Raw genomic sequence first — 16757 nt, 5'->3', positions numbered from 1 at the left:
TATCAGGAGACGACCATGATCAAAGTAGGTATTGTCGGTGGCACAGGCTACACGGGCGTAGAGCTAATTCGACTATTGAGTCGTCATCCACAGGCACAAGTGACGATGCTGACATCGCGCTCAGAAGCGGGCAGGCGCGTCGATGATATGTTTCCAAGTTTGCGGGGCGTGACCGATTTAACATTTTCGGATTTGGATGAAAAAAAATTAGCCGCATGTGATGTGGTATTCTTTGCTACTCCCCATGGCGTTGCGATGAAGCATGCCAGATTTTTAACCGACAATGGCACTAAAGTCATTGATTTGGCGGCGGATTTTCGTTTGCAGTCGCTACAAGATTTTGAAACTTGGTATAAACTTGAACATGCTTGCCCTGATATTTTAAAAGACGCTGTGTATGGATTGCCCGAAGTCAATCGTGATGCCATTGCCAAAGCCAAGGTTATTGGCAACCCAGGTTGTTATCCCACCACGGCGATTTTGGGGTTAAAACCGCTAATCGATGCCCAAAACAGCCAGCAGCAGGCATTGATTGAACCTTGGATTATTATTGATGCCAAATCAGGCGTCTCAGGAGCGGGTCGCCAAGCCAAAATGAATTTGTTATTTAGCGAGACCTCCGATAGCTTTAGTGCCTATGGCGTGGCAGGTCATCGTCACGCTCCAGAGATTACCCAAGGGATTGACCAAATATTGGGTCAAAGCAAACGCTTTCAGCCGCATGATATCCGCTTTGTACCCCATTTAGTACCCATGATTCGCGGTATGTTTACCACCATTCATGTTCGGTTGACGGCGGCAGGTCAAGCGTTAGATTTACAATCCTTATATGAAACCAGCTATCAAAATGAATATTTTGTAGACGTCATGCCAAAAGGGATGTACCCAGATACCCGTAGTGTACGGGGTAGCAACTATTTAAGAATTGCGGTGCAAACACTAGAAAATAGCCCGATGGCGACGATTTTGGTGGTACAAGATAATTTGGTCAAAGGTGCGGCAGGACAAGCTGTGCAAAATATGAATGTGATGTTTGGGCTTACAGAGCAAACAGGGTTGGCGTTGGTCGCCGTAGTGCCTTAAGTTATTTCTTGAATAAGTTGTCTGCTTAAGTGGTTTTCTTAAGCTATTTATGGTTAACCTGTTTAGAAATTTTAATGCCATAACAAGCATTGCTTTATTATCTTTAGCCAAAAAAATATGACGCTATGATGAAATGGGTTAACTTTATTATTTTTTTGGTCAATAAATTTAGCTGAATTCATCATAATTTTTGTTTATAATGGGGTTCGCTTTAATGGATGTCATATTCATCAACCCTTTTTGAGCTATCATCAGTACTGTGATTATCCATGTTTTGATCGTTTTTCAATTTGAGTATCTCTATGGATTTGCCCGAAGATAATAACTCTTCTCAATCTTTGCCAGAAGCACAACGCAATTATATTACCCAACCCAACAAGGTGTCTGGGTGGTTGATTGCGTTTGGGGTTAGCTTGTTGTTAGTTGCCATCATTGCACTGGTGTTAGGTCAACGCATTGGTTATCATCGCGGCTTAAGCTTTGCCGCTGAAGAAGCGAAAAAAACCGCCGCAGGTCTTGAAATCTCAGCAGAAAACATCAAATCATTAAAGCTAAAATCTGATACGTTGCAAAGCCAATTAACCACCGCGCAGCAAGAGCGTGATATCAGCTTGGCGAACCTATCAGCACTGCGTACCGATATTCAAGACCTAAAAGTCACCAACTTACAGCTGGAACAAGGTCAGCAATTCTTAACCACCTCGCTTGCCAAAAAAGGCGGTATGAGTTTACAAGTCATCGGGGCAAAAATCGCACCGTTGCCAGAAAATGCCTATGAATACCGCTTTGATGTCGGTATGGTCGATCCGTCAAATCAGCCAAAAAATTTGATACCAAAATTGACCTTGCTCGATGAAGTTAATATGGTCGAGGTACCATTGCAACCCAAAAGTTACTCGATTCATGGGATTGCAAGAATTCGCGGGCGGTTTTTGATGCCCAAAAACTTTGTACCCAAACAAGTGAAACTTGAATTAACCGCCGGCAACCAAAAAACTGAGCAAGTGTATGATTGGCAACTCGGTCAGCCGATTGATAACATGCCATACACGCTTGAAGAAACGCCTGAAGCGGATAAACGACCTGTGAGTTCGACCGATAGCACGCCAGTGGCCAGCACAGCCAATACGCAAAAATCTGCTGCAAAGTAGTATAATCAATGTTTAATCTAATCTTAGGTAAATGTTCAATTAATGATGCTTCAAACACTTAATTTTTCTCGTCAATCAGTTGTGTCACAGCCAACCACTACGAATATGGATTGGCATCTGCCGTCATGGTTGCCAACACAACTACCTAAACAGCTACCTAGCCAATCACCAAATTCATTGCCAGCCCGTTTGACCGACATAGAAGGCGAGCCAAATACCGACCCCGTCGAAGATGTGCTATTGGCTGACCCTGAACTGAAAAAACCACAGATGTATGCCGTGGTCATGTATAACGATGATTATACGCCGATGGAATTTGTGGTGGATGTTTTACAAAATCATTTTAAACATACGCTAGACTCGGCTATCAGTATTATGCTTGCCATTCATCAACAAGGCAAAGGCATTGCCGGTATATACCCTAAAGATATCGCAGAAACCAAAGCGCAAGCCGTCAACCGTGAAGCGCGTCAGGCAGGCTATCCGTTACTGAGTCAAATCGAACCCCAAGGTTAGGGGCAGTTTGCTAATTAACCCAGTTTTATTTTTGGTGGCACCTCCTTTCTATTTTTTATTCATCATTGAATTTTTTGCCATTTTAAAACCCGCCATTAACTACGTTTTATCACTTGAATTTATTAGCAATGTCATTATATTAAACGTAATGATTTTGATTTTTCCCATTTTGTCATCTTTCATTTTTACTTCCTTTTAACTGAACTTAGCATGATTAGCCAGATATCCATAAGATATTTGGTGCTGAGGTGACGGCAAATGAAACTTGAGAAAACATCAACGCAAATAACCATCAACACCTATAACGACGTCAAACCAATCAATTAGATAACGCATGATTTTTCAAGTAGGGCAAAATCAAAAACCGTCGGTGACAAGTATTAAGGACATCTTATGTTAAGTTTAGAATTACAAAGCACGTTGCGGTTGGTAGTGACACTCGCAAAACAACGTGCACATGAATATTTAACGGTCGAGCATTTGCTATTAGCACTGCTAGAAAATGAAAATGCGGTAGAAGCCTTGGTGGCTTGTGCAGTCAATGTGGATCAGCTTGGCAAAGATTTGACCCAGTATATTGATGAGCATACCCCAACGGTCGATATCAACGAAGATTACTCGCCACAACCAACGCGCAGTTTTGACCGTATCTTGCAGCGTGCGATTTTTCATGTGCAATCGGTTGCTAGCAGCCGTTTGGTGGAAGGCTCAGATTTGCTAGTTTCGATGTTCTCAGAGCATGACACCTACGCGGTGTACTTGCTTAAAAAACAAGGGGTTACGCGACTTGAGTTAACCCAGTATCTATCGCATGGTCAAGACAAAAAAGTGCGCGACAAATTAACCAGCGTGGAAACTGAAGAAACGGGTGAAAAAGCCAATAAAGACCCATTGACTGAATTTACCATTAATCTCAATCAAAAAGCCTCTACGGGTGGTACCGATCCGTTAATTGGTCGCCAAGCAGAAATCGAGCGTACCGCGCAGATTTTATGCCGTCGCCGCAAAAACAATCCGCTACTGGTGGGTGACCCAGGGGTGGGTAAAACGTCGATTGCGGAAGGCTTGGCATGGCTGATTGTCAATGACAAAGCACCAAAACCATTATCAGGCTGTGTGGTATATAGTTTAGATATTGGTGCGCTGATTGCCGGTACAAAATACCGTGGCGATTTTGAAAAACGGATGAAAGCGCTATTAGATGCGTTAAAAGCCAAGCCCAATGCGATTTTATTTATTGATGAAATCCATATGATTATTGGCGCAGGCTCATCGATGAGCAGCAATATGGATGTGTCAAATTTAATCAAACCTGCGTTGGCATCAGGTGAGCTGCGTTGTATCGGCTCAACCACCTTTACTGAATACCGCCAAGTGTTTGAAAAAGACCATGCTTTAAGTCGTCGTTTCCAAAAAGTTGATGTTAACGAGCCATCGATTGATGAAACGATTGATATTCTACGTGGTCTGAAAAAACAATATGAGAAATTCCATAACGTAAGCTATACCGACCAGGCACTACAAAGTGCGGTGCATCTGGCGGTAAAACACATTCACGAACGCTTTTTGCCTGACAAAGCCATTGATGTGATTGATGAAGCAGGTGCATTTGTTCGCCTGCAAAAACAAGCCCAAGCCGAAAATCAGGTTGAATCTAATGTGGACAGCAATCAATCCGTTGATGCCGTTGCAAATGACAAGCTATCAAATCAGCCTGTGGTGGATGAAGACGCGCTTGTCGATGATTTGGATGTTAGCCATGCAGCAGATGGTGTTGTCGAGCCTGAAGCTATGTTAAGCGAAGCCGATAATAAAGTGATTGATGCGGCACAACAAGATGGCGAGGTGGTGATTGATGTCCCGCAAATTGAATATATTATTTCAAAAATTGCGCGCATCCCGCCAAAATCAGTCTCAACGGATGACAAATCGGTGCTGCAAAATCTTGAAAGCAACCTAAAACATCTGGTGTTTGGTCAAGATGAAGCCATCAAAAACTTGGCAGATGCCATCAAGTTGTCACGTGCAGGCTTAAAACCAGATGATAAACCGATTGGTTCGTTTATGTTTGCGGGTCCTACCGGTGTCGGTAAAACTGAAGTCAGTCGTCAGTTAGCGAATTTATTAGGCATTGAGCTGGTTCGTTTTGATATGTCTGAGTATATGGAAGCACATACAGCGTCCCGCTTGATTGGGGCACCACCAGGCTATGTGGGCTTTGATCAGGGTGGTTTATTGACCGAAAAAATCAATCAATTTCCGCATTGTGTGCTATTGCTAGATGAGATTGAAAAAGCCCATCCTGACGTATTTAACTTGCTGCTTCAAGTGATGGATCATGGCTCGCTCACCGACAATAACGGTCGCACATCAAGCTTTAAACAAGTGATATTGATCATGACCACTAACGTCGGCGCTGATAGCATCAGTCGCAACAGCATGGGCTTTACCAAACAAGACCATAGTCGCGACAATAGTGAAGCGATGAAACGGATGTTTACCCCAGAGTTTCGCAATCGTTTGGATGCCATCATTCAATTTAACCCATTGGATCAAAATGTCATCGTATCCGTGGTTGATAAATTCTTGGTTGAGCTGCAAGCCCAGCTCGATGACAAGAAAGTGGTGCTTGAAATTGATGATGAGGTCAGAAATTATCTAGCAGAAAAAGGTTACGATCGTCTCATGGGTGCACGCCCAATGAACCGCTTGATTCAAGATGAAATCAAAAAACCATTGGCAGAGCAGATATTATTTGGTGATCTGGTCAATGGCGGTACGGTTTCGATTCGTATGAATGCAGATAAAACAGTAATTGAGCTTGTGCCCATTGATGAAAAGCAAATCGACAATGTCTAGGTCTAGGTTTAGTAATGTCTAGTATAAAAAAAGGAGCCAATTGCGCTCCTTTTTTTTATGCCTACTGATGATACTCAACGACTATACTTAATAAATGGGCTTAATAATTATACAAAACCAAATTTGGGTTTTTCTGCTTGTTTCTCTCGATAGGACAGATGATCCATGTTGGTTAATTCTGCCAATGAGTGCGGTTTATTGACGGCGATAGCTTTATCAATGGATGCCAAAAACGCGTTGGATTTTTCAATGGACAGTTCTTTGAATTTATACTCAGCTATCAATCGACCTTTACGCAGCAGCGCGGGGTCAATTTTCGAGATATCTGAGTTAAAGGTACAGATAAACTGACACTCCAACACATCCGACAGCATACCATCAGCAATGTTCAAAATCGCTGATACCACATCGGTATTGGCGTTATCAATGCTACGTTCGGCAATGTAGTTTTCACAGTCTTCAAGCACTAATACCGAGTTTTTGTTATCTACCAATAGTGACATAAATTCAGGGTTGGTCAAATACCCAATCATGGTAGTGGGTACAAAGATGAATTTTTTATTAGGCACTTGGCTGGTTAGCCATTTGATATAGTTGGTTTTACCTGAGCCCGCCACGCCATGCAACAGTACCACACCTTTACCATCGTGATTGAGCGATTCTTTGATATGCTGATGCACTGGCAGAAAATCCTCGTGATACATGGTATCTAAATTGATGGGAAATGGCTTAATACGATGAGTTTTAAACACAAAACCATGGACTTCTTTGAGTAAAATCGATACTTTAGCCTCTTGCGACACATACTTTTGCAAGTATTCATCAAACACGTTTTTGACACTCGCCGCAGAATGCGGATTGGTCGAAATATAGTAAATACTGACGACTTTTAACAGACCTGATTCAAAGATGTATTCGTCATAGTCATTAGACAAATCTTCATTGGTGAGCATGAACACTTCATATTTGGGATGAAAATAACAAGCTTCACGCTCATACAATGTATTATTTTTATGCGAATAGGCGACGGTGGTAAAATCAGTGCAACGCTCAAAATCTTTAAGCTGCTCTTTGCGAATCACCATGTCATGGTTGCCAACATGTACCCCAGGGAAAATATCATCGAGTAGCGACTCAAAAGGGTTATATTTGCTAGCGTATTGGATGTTGTCTTCAATGAGTTGAACAGTATAGGGCGGCTCAGACGAGGCGCTGAGCAGCTTTCGCGGTTGATAATAAGGCGATTGTAAAATTTTCATAGGAATATAGGCTTATAAAAGGCAGTAGAAAAATTAACATAGTTAGCAGTAAACAAGCTAACTATAGAGATGGGGTGGTTAATACTAGATGCAAGCTAAAAAGTAGCTACTTGGCAATCAGTTAAAAAATTTTTAGCAACACAGTGAGCAACATACTGGCTAACAGTAAGCCAGTAAGGCAGTAAGCAATAGTGAGATAAGATAGACAGGAATTTTGGGCATAAAAAAACCTGCAAGAGGCAGGTTAATTTAACTAATACCGATTTGAGTGGTGGGGCTGAAGAGACTCGAACTCTTACACCTCGCGGCGCTGGAACCTAAATCCAGTGCGTCTACCAATTTCGCCACAGCCCCATGAGTTGCCTCAAAGTGTTGACTCAATATTTGTATCAGTGTCTTTGTGGTTGGCTATTATATAGAAAAATTTCGCTTTGGCAAGGGGTTTTTTAAAAAAATCGCATTTTTTTATTGATTAAGTAAAATTTTTAGGGCATTGATAATATTTGCCAAGTCATTAATACGGTTTTCCACGCGTTTTGCCAGCAGCTTGTCGATAAAAGGCTGGCAAGCTTGGCAAGCAAATTCTGATAGCTGATGATTTGGGCATAGAAAAGGCACGGGCTGTTGGCAATGCGCGATTGCCCAATCAGGATAATCATTTGCCATAAAAGGCAGACATCCCATTAATAATTCGTACCATACCACCCCTAAGCTATAGTAGTCGCTAACCTTGTCAACAGGCTGTCCTGTGAATTGCTCAGGACTCATATAGGCAGGCGTACCAGCAGTGTAAGTTTTGCAGTTCAGTGAGGCATTTTTTGCCATAGCATCGCTAAGACCAATATCACTAAAACTAAAATCACTCAGACCAAAATCAATTAACACCACCTCAAAATTGGGTTTTACAATAAAGTTGGCGGGTTTGAGATCCAAATGCATCAGCCCAATTTGATGTAAACGGTTGACCACTTGGCAACTATGTAAAAAAATGGTCATTTTTTGCTGAAGATTAAGTATGGGCAATTTAGCATTCGCATATATCAAGGATTTTAACGTCTCGCCTGAATGATAGGACATGACCAGACAGGGACTAACAGATTGCTGCGGCTGCTGTTGGTCAAAGATGAGGGTATCAGGTAGAAGGTTTGAAGCGTACAGCGTGGGAATGCCGCTTGTCGCATGGGTGCTGTCAATCGCCAGGCTTTGGCAGTGATGAAGGGCGTTAATTTCTTGCTCAAAATGGGCGAGATTGGTTGCGCTAAAGTGAGGTAGTAATTGTTTAACCACAACGGCTGTAGGCGGGGAGTGAGTTGAATGCCATACCCCATACCAAAGCTCGGTATGGTTGAGTGGATTTGAAGCTGATAGTGGCTGTAAGTCAGTCACGATTGACTGACAGCCATTTTTTATGATAACCAGTGCGGGGTGAGTTGACCTTGTCTCAATCATGATGGCTTAACGGGTCTGCCTTCAATCAACTGCTGATATTTTCGGGTCACGGTATTGCGCCCCCAACCCAGTAGGTCAGCCGCTTGTCCTTTATGCTGAGCAGTATGGGCAAGTGCCACTTCAAGCAAACATTTCTCAAACATCGGATAAGCGGTTTGCAAAATGTCATACTGTCCTTCAGCCAGTGCTTGCTGTGCCCAAACTTGCAGCGGCGTGATCCAATCTGCGGTTGCGACAGTTTGTGGTGCGTGCAAGGTCGGTATGACCGTCGTAGTGGACAAAGGCGTTGGCAGCTCACTCGAATGGGTACTCAAATTGGAACTAGCACTGGGGGTGTTACTCGGAGCTGGTAAAGATGACAGATGCTCGCTAGCAGGTGCCTCAAACTGAGTGTCGGGCTGATAGGTATGTGTCTTATGTGTATTGGGCTCACGCGCAGTTACAGGCGTGCTATCTTGCGATTCAAACGCTTGTAAAATCTCGGGTGGCAAATCACTGGGCTGAATGGTTTGCCCTGTTGTCATCACACTGAGCCAGCGGCAGGTATTTTCAAGTTGACGCACGTTACCTTGCCAAGGATAGCTTTGTAAAATATGCATCGCAGACGGCGTGATGGTTTTGGTGGGGGTATGCATGCTTTTGGCGATATTTTGCATAAAAAAATCGATTAACAGCGGAATGTCTTCGCGGCGCTCACGTAGGGAAGGTAGCGCCAGTCGAATGACATTGAGCCGATAAAACAAATCTTCACGAAACTTGCCTTGCTGCACAAGGGTTTCTAAGTTTTGATGGGTCGCTGCGATGATACGTACATCGACTTTAATGGGTTTGAGACCACCGACACGGTAAAACTCACCATTTGCCAAGACGCGCAGTAAACGCGTCTGGGTCGGTAAAGGCATATCGCCGATTTCATCCAAAAACAAAGTGCCGCCATGCGCCTGCTCAAAACGCCCTTGGCGCGTGGTAGTCGCACCCGTAAACGCGCCTTTTTCATGACCAAATAGTTCAGCTTCAATCAAATCATGCGGAATCGCCGCCATATTGAGCGCGATAAATGGTTTGGACTTGCGTGGTGAATGTTCGTGTAAGGCACTGGCAATCAGCTCTTTACCCGTCCCTGATTCGCCGGTGATGAGTACTGTCATCGGCATATGCGACAAACGACCAATCGCACGAAATACTTTTTGCATGGCAATCGATTGCCCGATGATGCCCGATGGGTTGGTGGGGGTTTTTTCTGGCTCGGCTGCCACGGGTTCAGTTGGTGGCTGCTGTGCGCCACGAATCAGAGAGTCATTGTAGTTCTCAGACTTACTGCGCTTTTGTGTTTGGTTTGACTGGCTTTGCAGGCAAGCTTTTTTTACCATGGCAATGGCATCATCCAACTCAAACGGCTTGGGTAAGTAATCAAATGCGCCTGATTGATAGCTATCCACCGCAGATTGCACATCGGCATGCGCGGTCATGATGATGACAGGAATTTGTGCAAAGGCTTGTTTGATTTTACTGCTAAAGTCCAATCCGTTCATCATCGGCATTCGAATATCGGTGACGATGACGCTTGGCAAGGAGGTACTATTGTCACTCTTCGCTTGGCTGTCTTGCCCGCTATCTTGTAGTAGCCGCCACGCCGATTGCGCATTGCCAAAGGTTTGCACTTGAAATCCACTATCTGTCAGCGTATCTTCCAAAATCATGCGTAGCGCTTGGTCGTCATCGATGACCCAAACAATAGGCTCGGTGGTTGGCGTTTTATTATTGGTATAAGTCATATAAAAACCCTATATGGGAAACTGTATTGGTTTAAACATTATTGATTGAAAAATTGATTGAAAAATTCATAGCCGATCAGTCATGATGCTGTGGTGTATCACGCTTAAACTATCATTTGGTTATTTGCCGAATTTGCCAAGGTAAAAAAATCGTAAATAGGGTTTCACCTGGCTGAGAGGTCACACTGATTTGCCCTTGATGGCGCTGAATAATGTCATGAGCAAGTGCCAGTCCCAACCCTGTACCATTGGCGCGTCCTGTGACCAAAGGATAAAAAATTTGCGGTAACAACTCACTCTCAATGCCCAAGCCATTATCAATAAAATCGACCCGCAAGACGCTTTTATGTCGTATATCACCAATGGTTTGTTGGTGCTGAATACGGGTCTTTACCGTGATCATAGGCGACACAATGTCGTTTTCATTGAGCGCTTGTATCGCATTATTGACGATATTCATAAATACTTGTACCAGCTGGTCTTTATCAGCGGTGATTTCTGGCAACGATAAATCAAAGTCTCTGACTAGACTAATATTGGGGTTTTGTATTTCTGCCAATGTTAGCACATGCTGCAGTGGCTCATGTACGTTGATTACTTGCCAGTTGGGCAAATTTGGCGCGCCCAGCAATTGGGTCACCAAGTTATTGAGTCGTCTGGTCTCATCCATGATGATACTGAGATAATTAGCAAACTTTTGCGCCTTGGTGTCGTTAATATAGCGGACAATCCCATCAGATTTCATAATTTGATTAAAATTCTTTTCAAGCAGTTGGCTTGCCCCAAGGATGCCGGCTAAAGGGTTTTTGACCTCGTGTGCCATACTGCGAATCATTTGACGGGTTATCAAATGTTGGTGATTTTGATACTGTTCTTGTTGAATACGACTTTCGCGATCTTTTGCCCAAATTTCAATTAAATAAAAAAACCCCGCCTCGGTTTCTAATGGGGAAACCCCATAATCGACCAATAATGGTGCACCAATCCCTTGGGTGCTTAGCCCTAAAATGGTGCAATCATGATGGATAAAGGCTTGGTACATTTTTTTGGTATGTTCAAATTGGTTTTGTAGCGCCACTTTGACCTGTGCTTTGGTTTTTTTATGGGTTATCGGGTCATCATCCGTGGATGATTGCTCTGATGCTTGCGTTAGTAATTTTTCATAGTTTGCCGGGGTTAAAATATCGATAACATTTTTATGCAATAAATGGTGCTGACTGACTGACAAAATCTGCTCAGCCGTCGCATTTATATAGACGCACTCATAGCTGCTGTCAGCGACAATTAACCCCGTTAGTAGGTTGTTGAACATATCATCAAACAGGTTCTGGTTGGATTCAAGACTATGTAAAAAAGTAGGATGGGTCATTGGATAACTACCACAAATTTGAGCAATGGTTAAAGTGCAATTTAAATGCCAATAACCTATTGGATAATGTTTGGATTATTGTCATAGCAGATAAATAATAGAACGATGGGCATCAAATCAGTTATTTGATATTAAAAAATCACTGATTTATAGCAACGGATTGATTGTAGTATGATATATTTTGAACCAAAATAGTGCAAAATTTAAAACGTAATTGCTAAAAAAAGAAGTATAAAAAAAGGGCATAAAATTTATGCCCTCTGATGTACTGCAAATATAAAAATTAGAACCATTGGTAGGTTAGTGAGATGAAGGAATTAATGCCTTTTTGACGGTAACCATAAACGGTCTCATAATCTTTATCGGTGAGATTGTTAAGACGACTGCTGATAGTCAAATATGGGTTGATGTAATAATTACCAGTTAAGTTTAGAAGTGTATAGCTGTCTAGTACTTTATCGGTATAATAACCATCATGACGCTCATCTACATATTCAAGTTCACTGCGGATATCAAATTTTGGTTGTTTATAACCTAAATATAGTAAACCTGTGTTTTTTGGAATCGTATTATCTGTTGTATATTCACCTTGAGTGGCATTACGACCTTCAACAGATTGGTTGGTATAGCTTAGACCAAATAGGGTATTATTCACTGTCCAATCTGAAACTAAAGTAACACCTTTAACTTTTGTTTCTGCACGATTAGTGCGAGTTTTATCACCTGAGGCTAACGTCAAAGGAATGATACCATCTTCAATTTTTGATTGAAAACCTGTTAAGCGAGTCGTTTGGTAGGCATTACCGTGTTCAATAAACGCTTCCCAATTTTTACTTGTTTCAGCTTTAAGATTTTCATTCCCAACATAGCCTGGATAATAGACGCCATTCCAACTAGAGCCTTCTGAATGTCCATATAAGTCATTAAAGCTAGGCATTCTAAAGCCAGTAGCGTAAGAAGCGCCGACACGAGTATTAGGTAATACGTGATAGGCACCCCCTAAATTATAGGTTGTCTTATTACCATATTGGGTGTTTTTATCATATCGAATATTTGCTTGGGCATCATATTTGGGTTGCGAAACTTGATAGCCAAGAAAACCACTTTTAGTATTTCTGTCATGATTAGTATAGCTAGCATCGCCATCAAAATTTTGTTTGAGATATTCTGCGCCACCAATAATCTGACCCACAGGCAGTTGATAGCCTAATTGTAGATTGGTTTGCTTTTGTTTGGTATTAAATTCACTTGGTGTGCTTGAAAAATAACTTTTTGATTCATCAATACTTTCACCGTATTTAACACTGGCAGAAAATTTATCTTGTTGATAATTAATAAAACCATTAGCTGAGCCATTTTCTTGTTCAGCATGGATATCTTGATAATTGCCACCATCAAGGTCAGAATTTGATTTGGCTTTCATTCCTGTTATGCCAACTTCAATATTGTCGTTGTAGCGATGCTTAGCGACAAAACTAATATTTTTAGAATTAAACCCATCCTTATCGCTATCAATCGAAGAGGCATATGAATTATTTGGACTACTGATATTAATCCCATTCGTTTTATCATAACCTGTGGATAAACTAATCGTAGTGCCATTATTAACATATTGACCCGTTAATTGACCTTTGTAGCTGTCCTCTGAACCTGCACCCAAGGTCAAGGCTATATTTGATTGTTGGGCATTTTGACCTTTGGTAAAAATTTGAATCACGCCGGCTGTCGCATCAGCACCATATAAGCTAGAACCACTTGCGCCATATAGAACTTCAATACGGTCAATTTGATCGGCGGGTAATAAAGCAAGCTCTGCATAGCCATTACTCAAAGATGTATAACGAATACCATCAATCAACACGGCAACATTTTTGGCAGATAAGCCACGAATACTAAAGTTACTTAATGTACCATCGCCACCATTTTGCTTGATATAGAATCCAGCCTTACCTCGTAACACATCCAGTACGCTTTGACCGCGATAACGTTGTAATTGTTCTTCATCGATCACGGTGGTTTGGGCGATGGTATTCTTGACAAGCGTCGGCGTTTTGGTTGCCGTGGTGGTAAAAGTAAGACTCGGCAAGGTGGATTCAGCTTCGCCATTAGCAGCTTCGCTAGTCGCTGCATGAGCGCTAACACCAGTCATGGACATACCAATAATCACCAAAACGCTTTGCGTTATTGGATGGATATTAAAAAATGGCTTTTTGATAAAACGTGGTGATGTCTGACAGGTATAACGCATAACTTGACCCAAAAAAATAGTTTAAAGACACATTGTAGAAAAATATCGTTACATTAGCTATTACTTTCGCTTGGTCATTGCTCATCAAAGCCTGAGAATTTTTCAATAAAAAACCCCTCTAGTAACTAAAGGGGTTTTAATACAATCCTTGGTATCAACAATTAGCTGGTTTGTTGCTGTAATTTTTTAGCTTTTTGGTAGCATTCATTGATGTGATTTTCAGCAATTTTTTTAAACATCAAATAACCGATCGTACCTGCCACTAATTGACCGCCAAATGGTACAAATTTGGTCACTTGCTTGGCGATAATACGGCTACCAAAACCTTGAAAAGTTTTTTTGGCAATACTGCGCGTGACCACTAACTTTGCAAGATCTACTGCTTTATCTTTTAACTGGTTAACTTGCGTGCCGTTGTTCAAATCTACGGCTGCTTCGGCGGGTTCAATTAAACCAAATTTAGCAGAAATTTCAGGTAGCAATTTTGATAATAGACCTGCGTCAACCGCAACGTCTAGGAGCGGCACAGGGACAACCGCTGCTACGGCAGAAATTTTGGCTTTACTTTTAATCATCGCCTCGCATTCGCGTTTGATTTTTTCTAAGTCAAGTTTTGGGTCGATGGTTTTGGTCGAATTTTCTGCTGACATAATGGTTCCTTCTAAAAAATTTCAATTATCAATAGTAAAGGTCGTATTGCAAAACACTTGCAACAAGAGATGATTACTCATTAATGGTCGGTGATACTGTTTCATTAATGGTAAGTGATGACTCTTTGGTTTGATTATAACTGAGTCTAAACATATGAATTAGCATCTTTTTGCAAAAAAATGCTAATGGTTTGTAGTGGCATTATTACGATATGCAAAACGCACAAATAGCTATGAAAGCTAATGCGGTGTTTTTCACTGTTTCACTGTTGTAATTTTGCCTATTCACTATCATTATGCTAGTTTGTTCTCTCTACTTTATTTGACAACCATGATAAGTTTATGTTGACTGTGACTCCCCGTTTTATTGCGAACCATATTGACGAGATTCCCCGTGATTTACAGCCCTTGGCGCAAACATCGATGACATTAGCACGTATTTTGGCTGGGCGAGGCGTGCAAGATGTGGCAAATTTAGACACCGCCTTTAATAAGATGTTACCTGCAAGTTCGCTGACTGGCATTACCAAAGCAGTGGCGCTGCTTGATGAGGCGATTGATAAGCAGCAAAAAATATTGATTGTGGGTGATTTTGACTGTGATGGCGCGACCAGCACGGCACTGATGGTAAGGGTGCTCCGTGAAATGGGCGCGCAGGTTGAGTTTTTGGTGCCCGATCGCTTTAAGTACGGTTATGGACTGACGCCAGAAATTGTTACGCTAGGTATTGAAACCTATGATCCTGATGTGATTGTCACGGTTGATAATGGTATCTCTAGTCATGCGGGGGTCGAGCTTGCCAAAGCCAAAGGGCTAACGGTGATTATTACCGATCACCACCTGACGACGCAGGCGACACCAAACGCCGATGCCGTGGTCAATCCCAATCAGTTGGGCTGTGATTTTGCTAGTAAATCATTGGTAGGGGTTGGGGTGGCATTTTATGTGCTAGGCAATCTGGCCAAAGTCAGACGCCAAGCCAATAAATCCACCACCCAAGTGAGTCGCTATATTGATTTGGTGGCACTTGGCACGGTGGCAGATGTGGGCGTATTAGACCAAAATAATCGTATTTTGGTGCACCAAGGTATCCAAGCCATCAAGCAAGGTCGTTGCTGTGTGGGTATTTTGGCGTTGTTAGAACAGGCGAGTCGGCAGGCGGCTGATATCACGGCTCAAGATTTTGGTTTTATTTTAGGACCCCGCATCAACGCCGCAGGTCGTATGGATAGTATGCGGATTGGCATTGACTGCTTACTCACCGATGATTGGGGGGAGGCACAGCGGCTTGCGCATCAGCTTGATAAACTCAATCAAGAGCGCCGCCAAGTCGAGCAGGGCATGCGACAACAAGCCGATAGTGTATTAAGGACGCTTGAGAATCCATCTGAGCAAAGCGCTGTAAATCAAGTAATGCACCGCAAACGCAGTATTATTTTGTATCAAGATGAGTGGCATCAAGGGGTGATTGGTATCGTCGCAGGCAGATTAAAAGAAAGCTACCATGTGCCCGCTATCGTGTTTGCCCCTGCTGATACGGACATGATTGAAGATGATGATGCTATCAAAGGCTCCGCACGCTCCATTGAAGGCATTCATATCCGTGATGCCATTGAATCAGTCGCGCAAACCTACCCCGAACTCATTAGCCACTTTGGCGGGCATGCGATGGCGGGAGGTCTGACAATCAAACGAAAAAACTTTGAGCCGTTTTGTAAAGCGTTTGATGAGGTAATTGCAGCGGTGGCTGATGAGGTATTTGCAGAGACGTTATATAGCGATGGCGAGTTGACAGCCGGTGAATTCACGGTCGATTTTGTAGATAGCTTACAGACGTTGGCTATTTGGGGACATGGTTTTGTGCCACCGATATTTGATGGGGTGTTTGTGGTGCAAGATTATCGGGTGTTAAAAGAGCGGCATTTAAAATTATGGTTATCGTATCCCGATGTCCCTTTTACTATCGAAGCGATTTGGTTTAATGCTGATTTTGAAGCTATAGCTTTGTCTGCTATCAATCGCAGTGTGTCAAAAGTGCATTTACTTTATGAGCTGGAGAAAAATTTATTTAATGGACAAACTAAATTGCAGTTAAGGGTAAAAAAGGGCGTGCTCCTCTAGACAAGCGTTTTTGCTGATTCATATACAATCTGATAACCATAACACCCAATAAAGATGATAAACGACATAAAATGACATGTTAATATAATTTATCACCTATACCGCCCCAAATTTTGATAAATTAGGCAAGGTATCAAGGTGTTAATTATTGGCGTTAATTTTTTAAATTTTGAATAAAGCTTTGGCGCTTAGCTGGCTATTATTTATTATTTAACCGTTTGTCTTTTAACTAGATATCTTTTAACTGGCTGTTTTTTAACTATCTGTCTTTTACCTG

The 16757-nt window shown here is 42.2% G+C and carries 11 protein-coding genes and 1 tRNA gene; 5 read left to right on the top strand and 7 right to left on the bottom strand.

Features of this window, described 5'->3' with window-relative positions; translation table 11 throughout:
• The first annotated feature begins 15 nt into the window (after window positions 1-15).
• From argC to LAJ61_RS01110, 4 genes are all read left to right on the top strand, one after another.
• On the top strand, window positions 16-1083 hold the full coding sequence (argC, locus tag LAJ61_RS01125; protein WP_224054155.1) for an N-acetyl-gamma-glutamyl-phosphate reductase: 1068 nt from the start codon (window positions 16-18) through the stop codon (window positions 1081-1083).
• A 302-nt stretch (window positions 1084-1385) separates the two neighbouring features.
• Complete coding sequence (locus LAJ61_RS01120) at window positions 1386-2234, top strand: hypothetical protein (protein ID WP_224054154.1); 849 nt, start codon at window positions 1386-1388, stop codon at window positions 2232-2234.
• A 42-nt stretch (window positions 2235-2276) separates the two neighbouring features.
• A complete protein-coding gene (locus tag LAJ61_RS01115; protein WP_224054153.1) occupies window positions 2277-2750 on the top strand; it encodes an ATP-dependent Clp protease adaptor ClpS in 474 nt (157 codons plus the stop codon).
• Window positions 2751-3143: 393 nt separating this feature from the next.
• Complete coding sequence (locus LAJ61_RS01110) at window positions 3144-5609, top strand: AAA family ATPase (RefSeq protein ID WP_224054152.1); 2466 nt, start codon at window positions 3144-3146, stop codon at window positions 5607-5609.
• Between the two features lie 107 nt (window positions 5610-5716).
• Here LAJ61_RS01110 and LAJ61_RS01105 read toward each other — a convergent pair whose 3' ends face one another.
• From LAJ61_RS01105 to LAJ61_RS01075, 7 genes are all read right to left on the bottom strand, one after another.
• On the bottom strand, window positions 5717-6868 hold the full coding sequence (locus LAJ61_RS01105; protein WP_224054151.1) for an AAA family ATPase: 1152 nt from the start codon (window positions 6866-6868) through the stop codon (window positions 5717-5719).
• A gap of 269 nt (window positions 6869-7137) precedes the next feature.
• Window positions 7138-7222: transfer RNA gene (locus LAJ61_RS01100), tRNA-Leu, on the bottom strand.
• A 111-nt stretch (window positions 7223-7333) separates the two neighbouring features.
• Window positions 7334-8254: a serine/threonine-protein kinase gene (locus tag LAJ61_RS01095; RefSeq protein WP_224054150.1), complete on the bottom strand. Its 921-nt coding sequence runs from the start codon at window positions 8252-8254 to the stop codon at window positions 7334-7336.
• Window positions 8255-8313: 59 nt separating this feature from the next.
• On the bottom strand, window positions 8314-10092 hold the full coding sequence (locus LAJ61_RS01090) for a sigma 54-interacting transcriptional regulator (RefSeq protein WP_224054149.1): 1779 nt from the start codon (window positions 10090-10092) through the stop codon (window positions 8314-8316).
• A gap of 112 nt (window positions 10093-10204) precedes the next feature.
• Complete coding sequence (locus tag LAJ61_RS01085; protein ID WP_224054148.1) at window positions 10205-11461, bottom strand: two-component system sensor histidine kinase NtrB; 1257 nt, start codon at window positions 11459-11461, stop codon at window positions 10205-10207.
• A gap of 283 nt (window positions 11462-11744) precedes the next feature.
• The gene (locus tag LAJ61_RS01080) at window positions 11745-13709 is read right to left on the bottom strand and encodes a TonB-dependent receptor domain-containing protein (RefSeq protein ID WP_224054147.1); all 1965 of its coding nucleotides are present in this window, start codon (window positions 13707-13709) and stop codon (window positions 11745-11747) included.
• A gap of 161 nt (window positions 13710-13870) precedes the next feature.
• The gene (locus LAJ61_RS01075; RefSeq protein ID WP_224054146.1) at window positions 13871-14359 is read right to left on the bottom strand and encodes a hypothetical protein; all 489 of its coding nucleotides are present in this window, start codon (window positions 14357-14359) and stop codon (window positions 13871-13873) included.
• A gap of 342 nt (window positions 14360-14701) precedes the next feature.
• Here LAJ61_RS01075 and recJ point away from each other — a divergent pair, with 342 nt between their 5' ends.
• Window positions 14702-16480 (top strand): single-stranded-DNA-specific exonuclease RecJ, encoded by a 1779-nt coding sequence (gene recJ / locus LAJ61_RS01070; protein WP_224054145.1) that lies wholly within the window; start codon window positions 14702-14704, stop codon window positions 16478-16480.
• Window positions 16481-16757 lie beyond the last annotated feature (277 nt).

Source organism: Faucicola osloensis, assembly GCF_020041925.1.
Classification (GTDB): Bacteria; Pseudomonadota; Gammaproteobacteria; order Pseudomonadales; family Moraxellaceae; genus Faucicola; species Faucicola osloensis_D.
This window is presented reverse-complemented; position numbering and strand designations above follow the sequence as displayed.

Coding starts and splice junctions, on each gene's coding strand:
- LAJ61_RS01115 (WP_224054153.1), top strand. CDS start 2,277: ATGATGCTTCAAACACTTAATTTTTCTCGTCAATCAGTTGTGTCACAG.
- recJ (WP_224054145.1), top strand. CDS start 14,702: ATGTTGACTGTGACTCCCCGTTTTATTGCGAACCATATTGACGAGATT.
- LAJ61_RS01110 (WP_224054152.1), top strand. CDS start 3,144: ATGTTAAGTTTAGAATTACAAAGCACGTTGCGGTTGGTAGTGACACTC.
- LAJ61_RS01075 (WP_224054146.1), bottom strand. CDS start 14,359: ATGTCAGCAGAAAATTCGACCAAAACCATCGACCCAAAACTTGACTTA.
- argC (WP_224054155.1), top strand. CDS start 16: ATGATCAAAGTAGGTATTGTCGGTGGCACAGGCTACACGGGCGTAGAG.
- LAJ61_RS01080 (WP_224054147.1), bottom strand. CDS start 13,709: ATGCGTTATACCTGTCAGACATCACCACGTTTTATCAAAAAGCCATTT.
- LAJ61_RS01120 (WP_224054154.1), top strand. CDS start 1,386: ATGGATTTGCCCGAAGATAATAACTCTTCTCAATCTTTGCCAGAAGCA.
- LAJ61_RS01105 (WP_224054151.1), bottom strand. CDS start 6,868: ATGAAAATTTTACAATCGCCTTATTATCAACCGCGAAAGCTGCTCAGC.
- LAJ61_RS01085 (WP_224054148.1), bottom strand. CDS start 11,461: ATGACCCATCCTACTTTTTTACATAGTCTTGAATCCAACCAGAACCTG.
- LAJ61_RS01090 (WP_224054149.1), bottom strand. CDS start 10,092: ATGACTTATACCAATAATAAAACGCCAACCACCGAGCCTATTGTTTGG.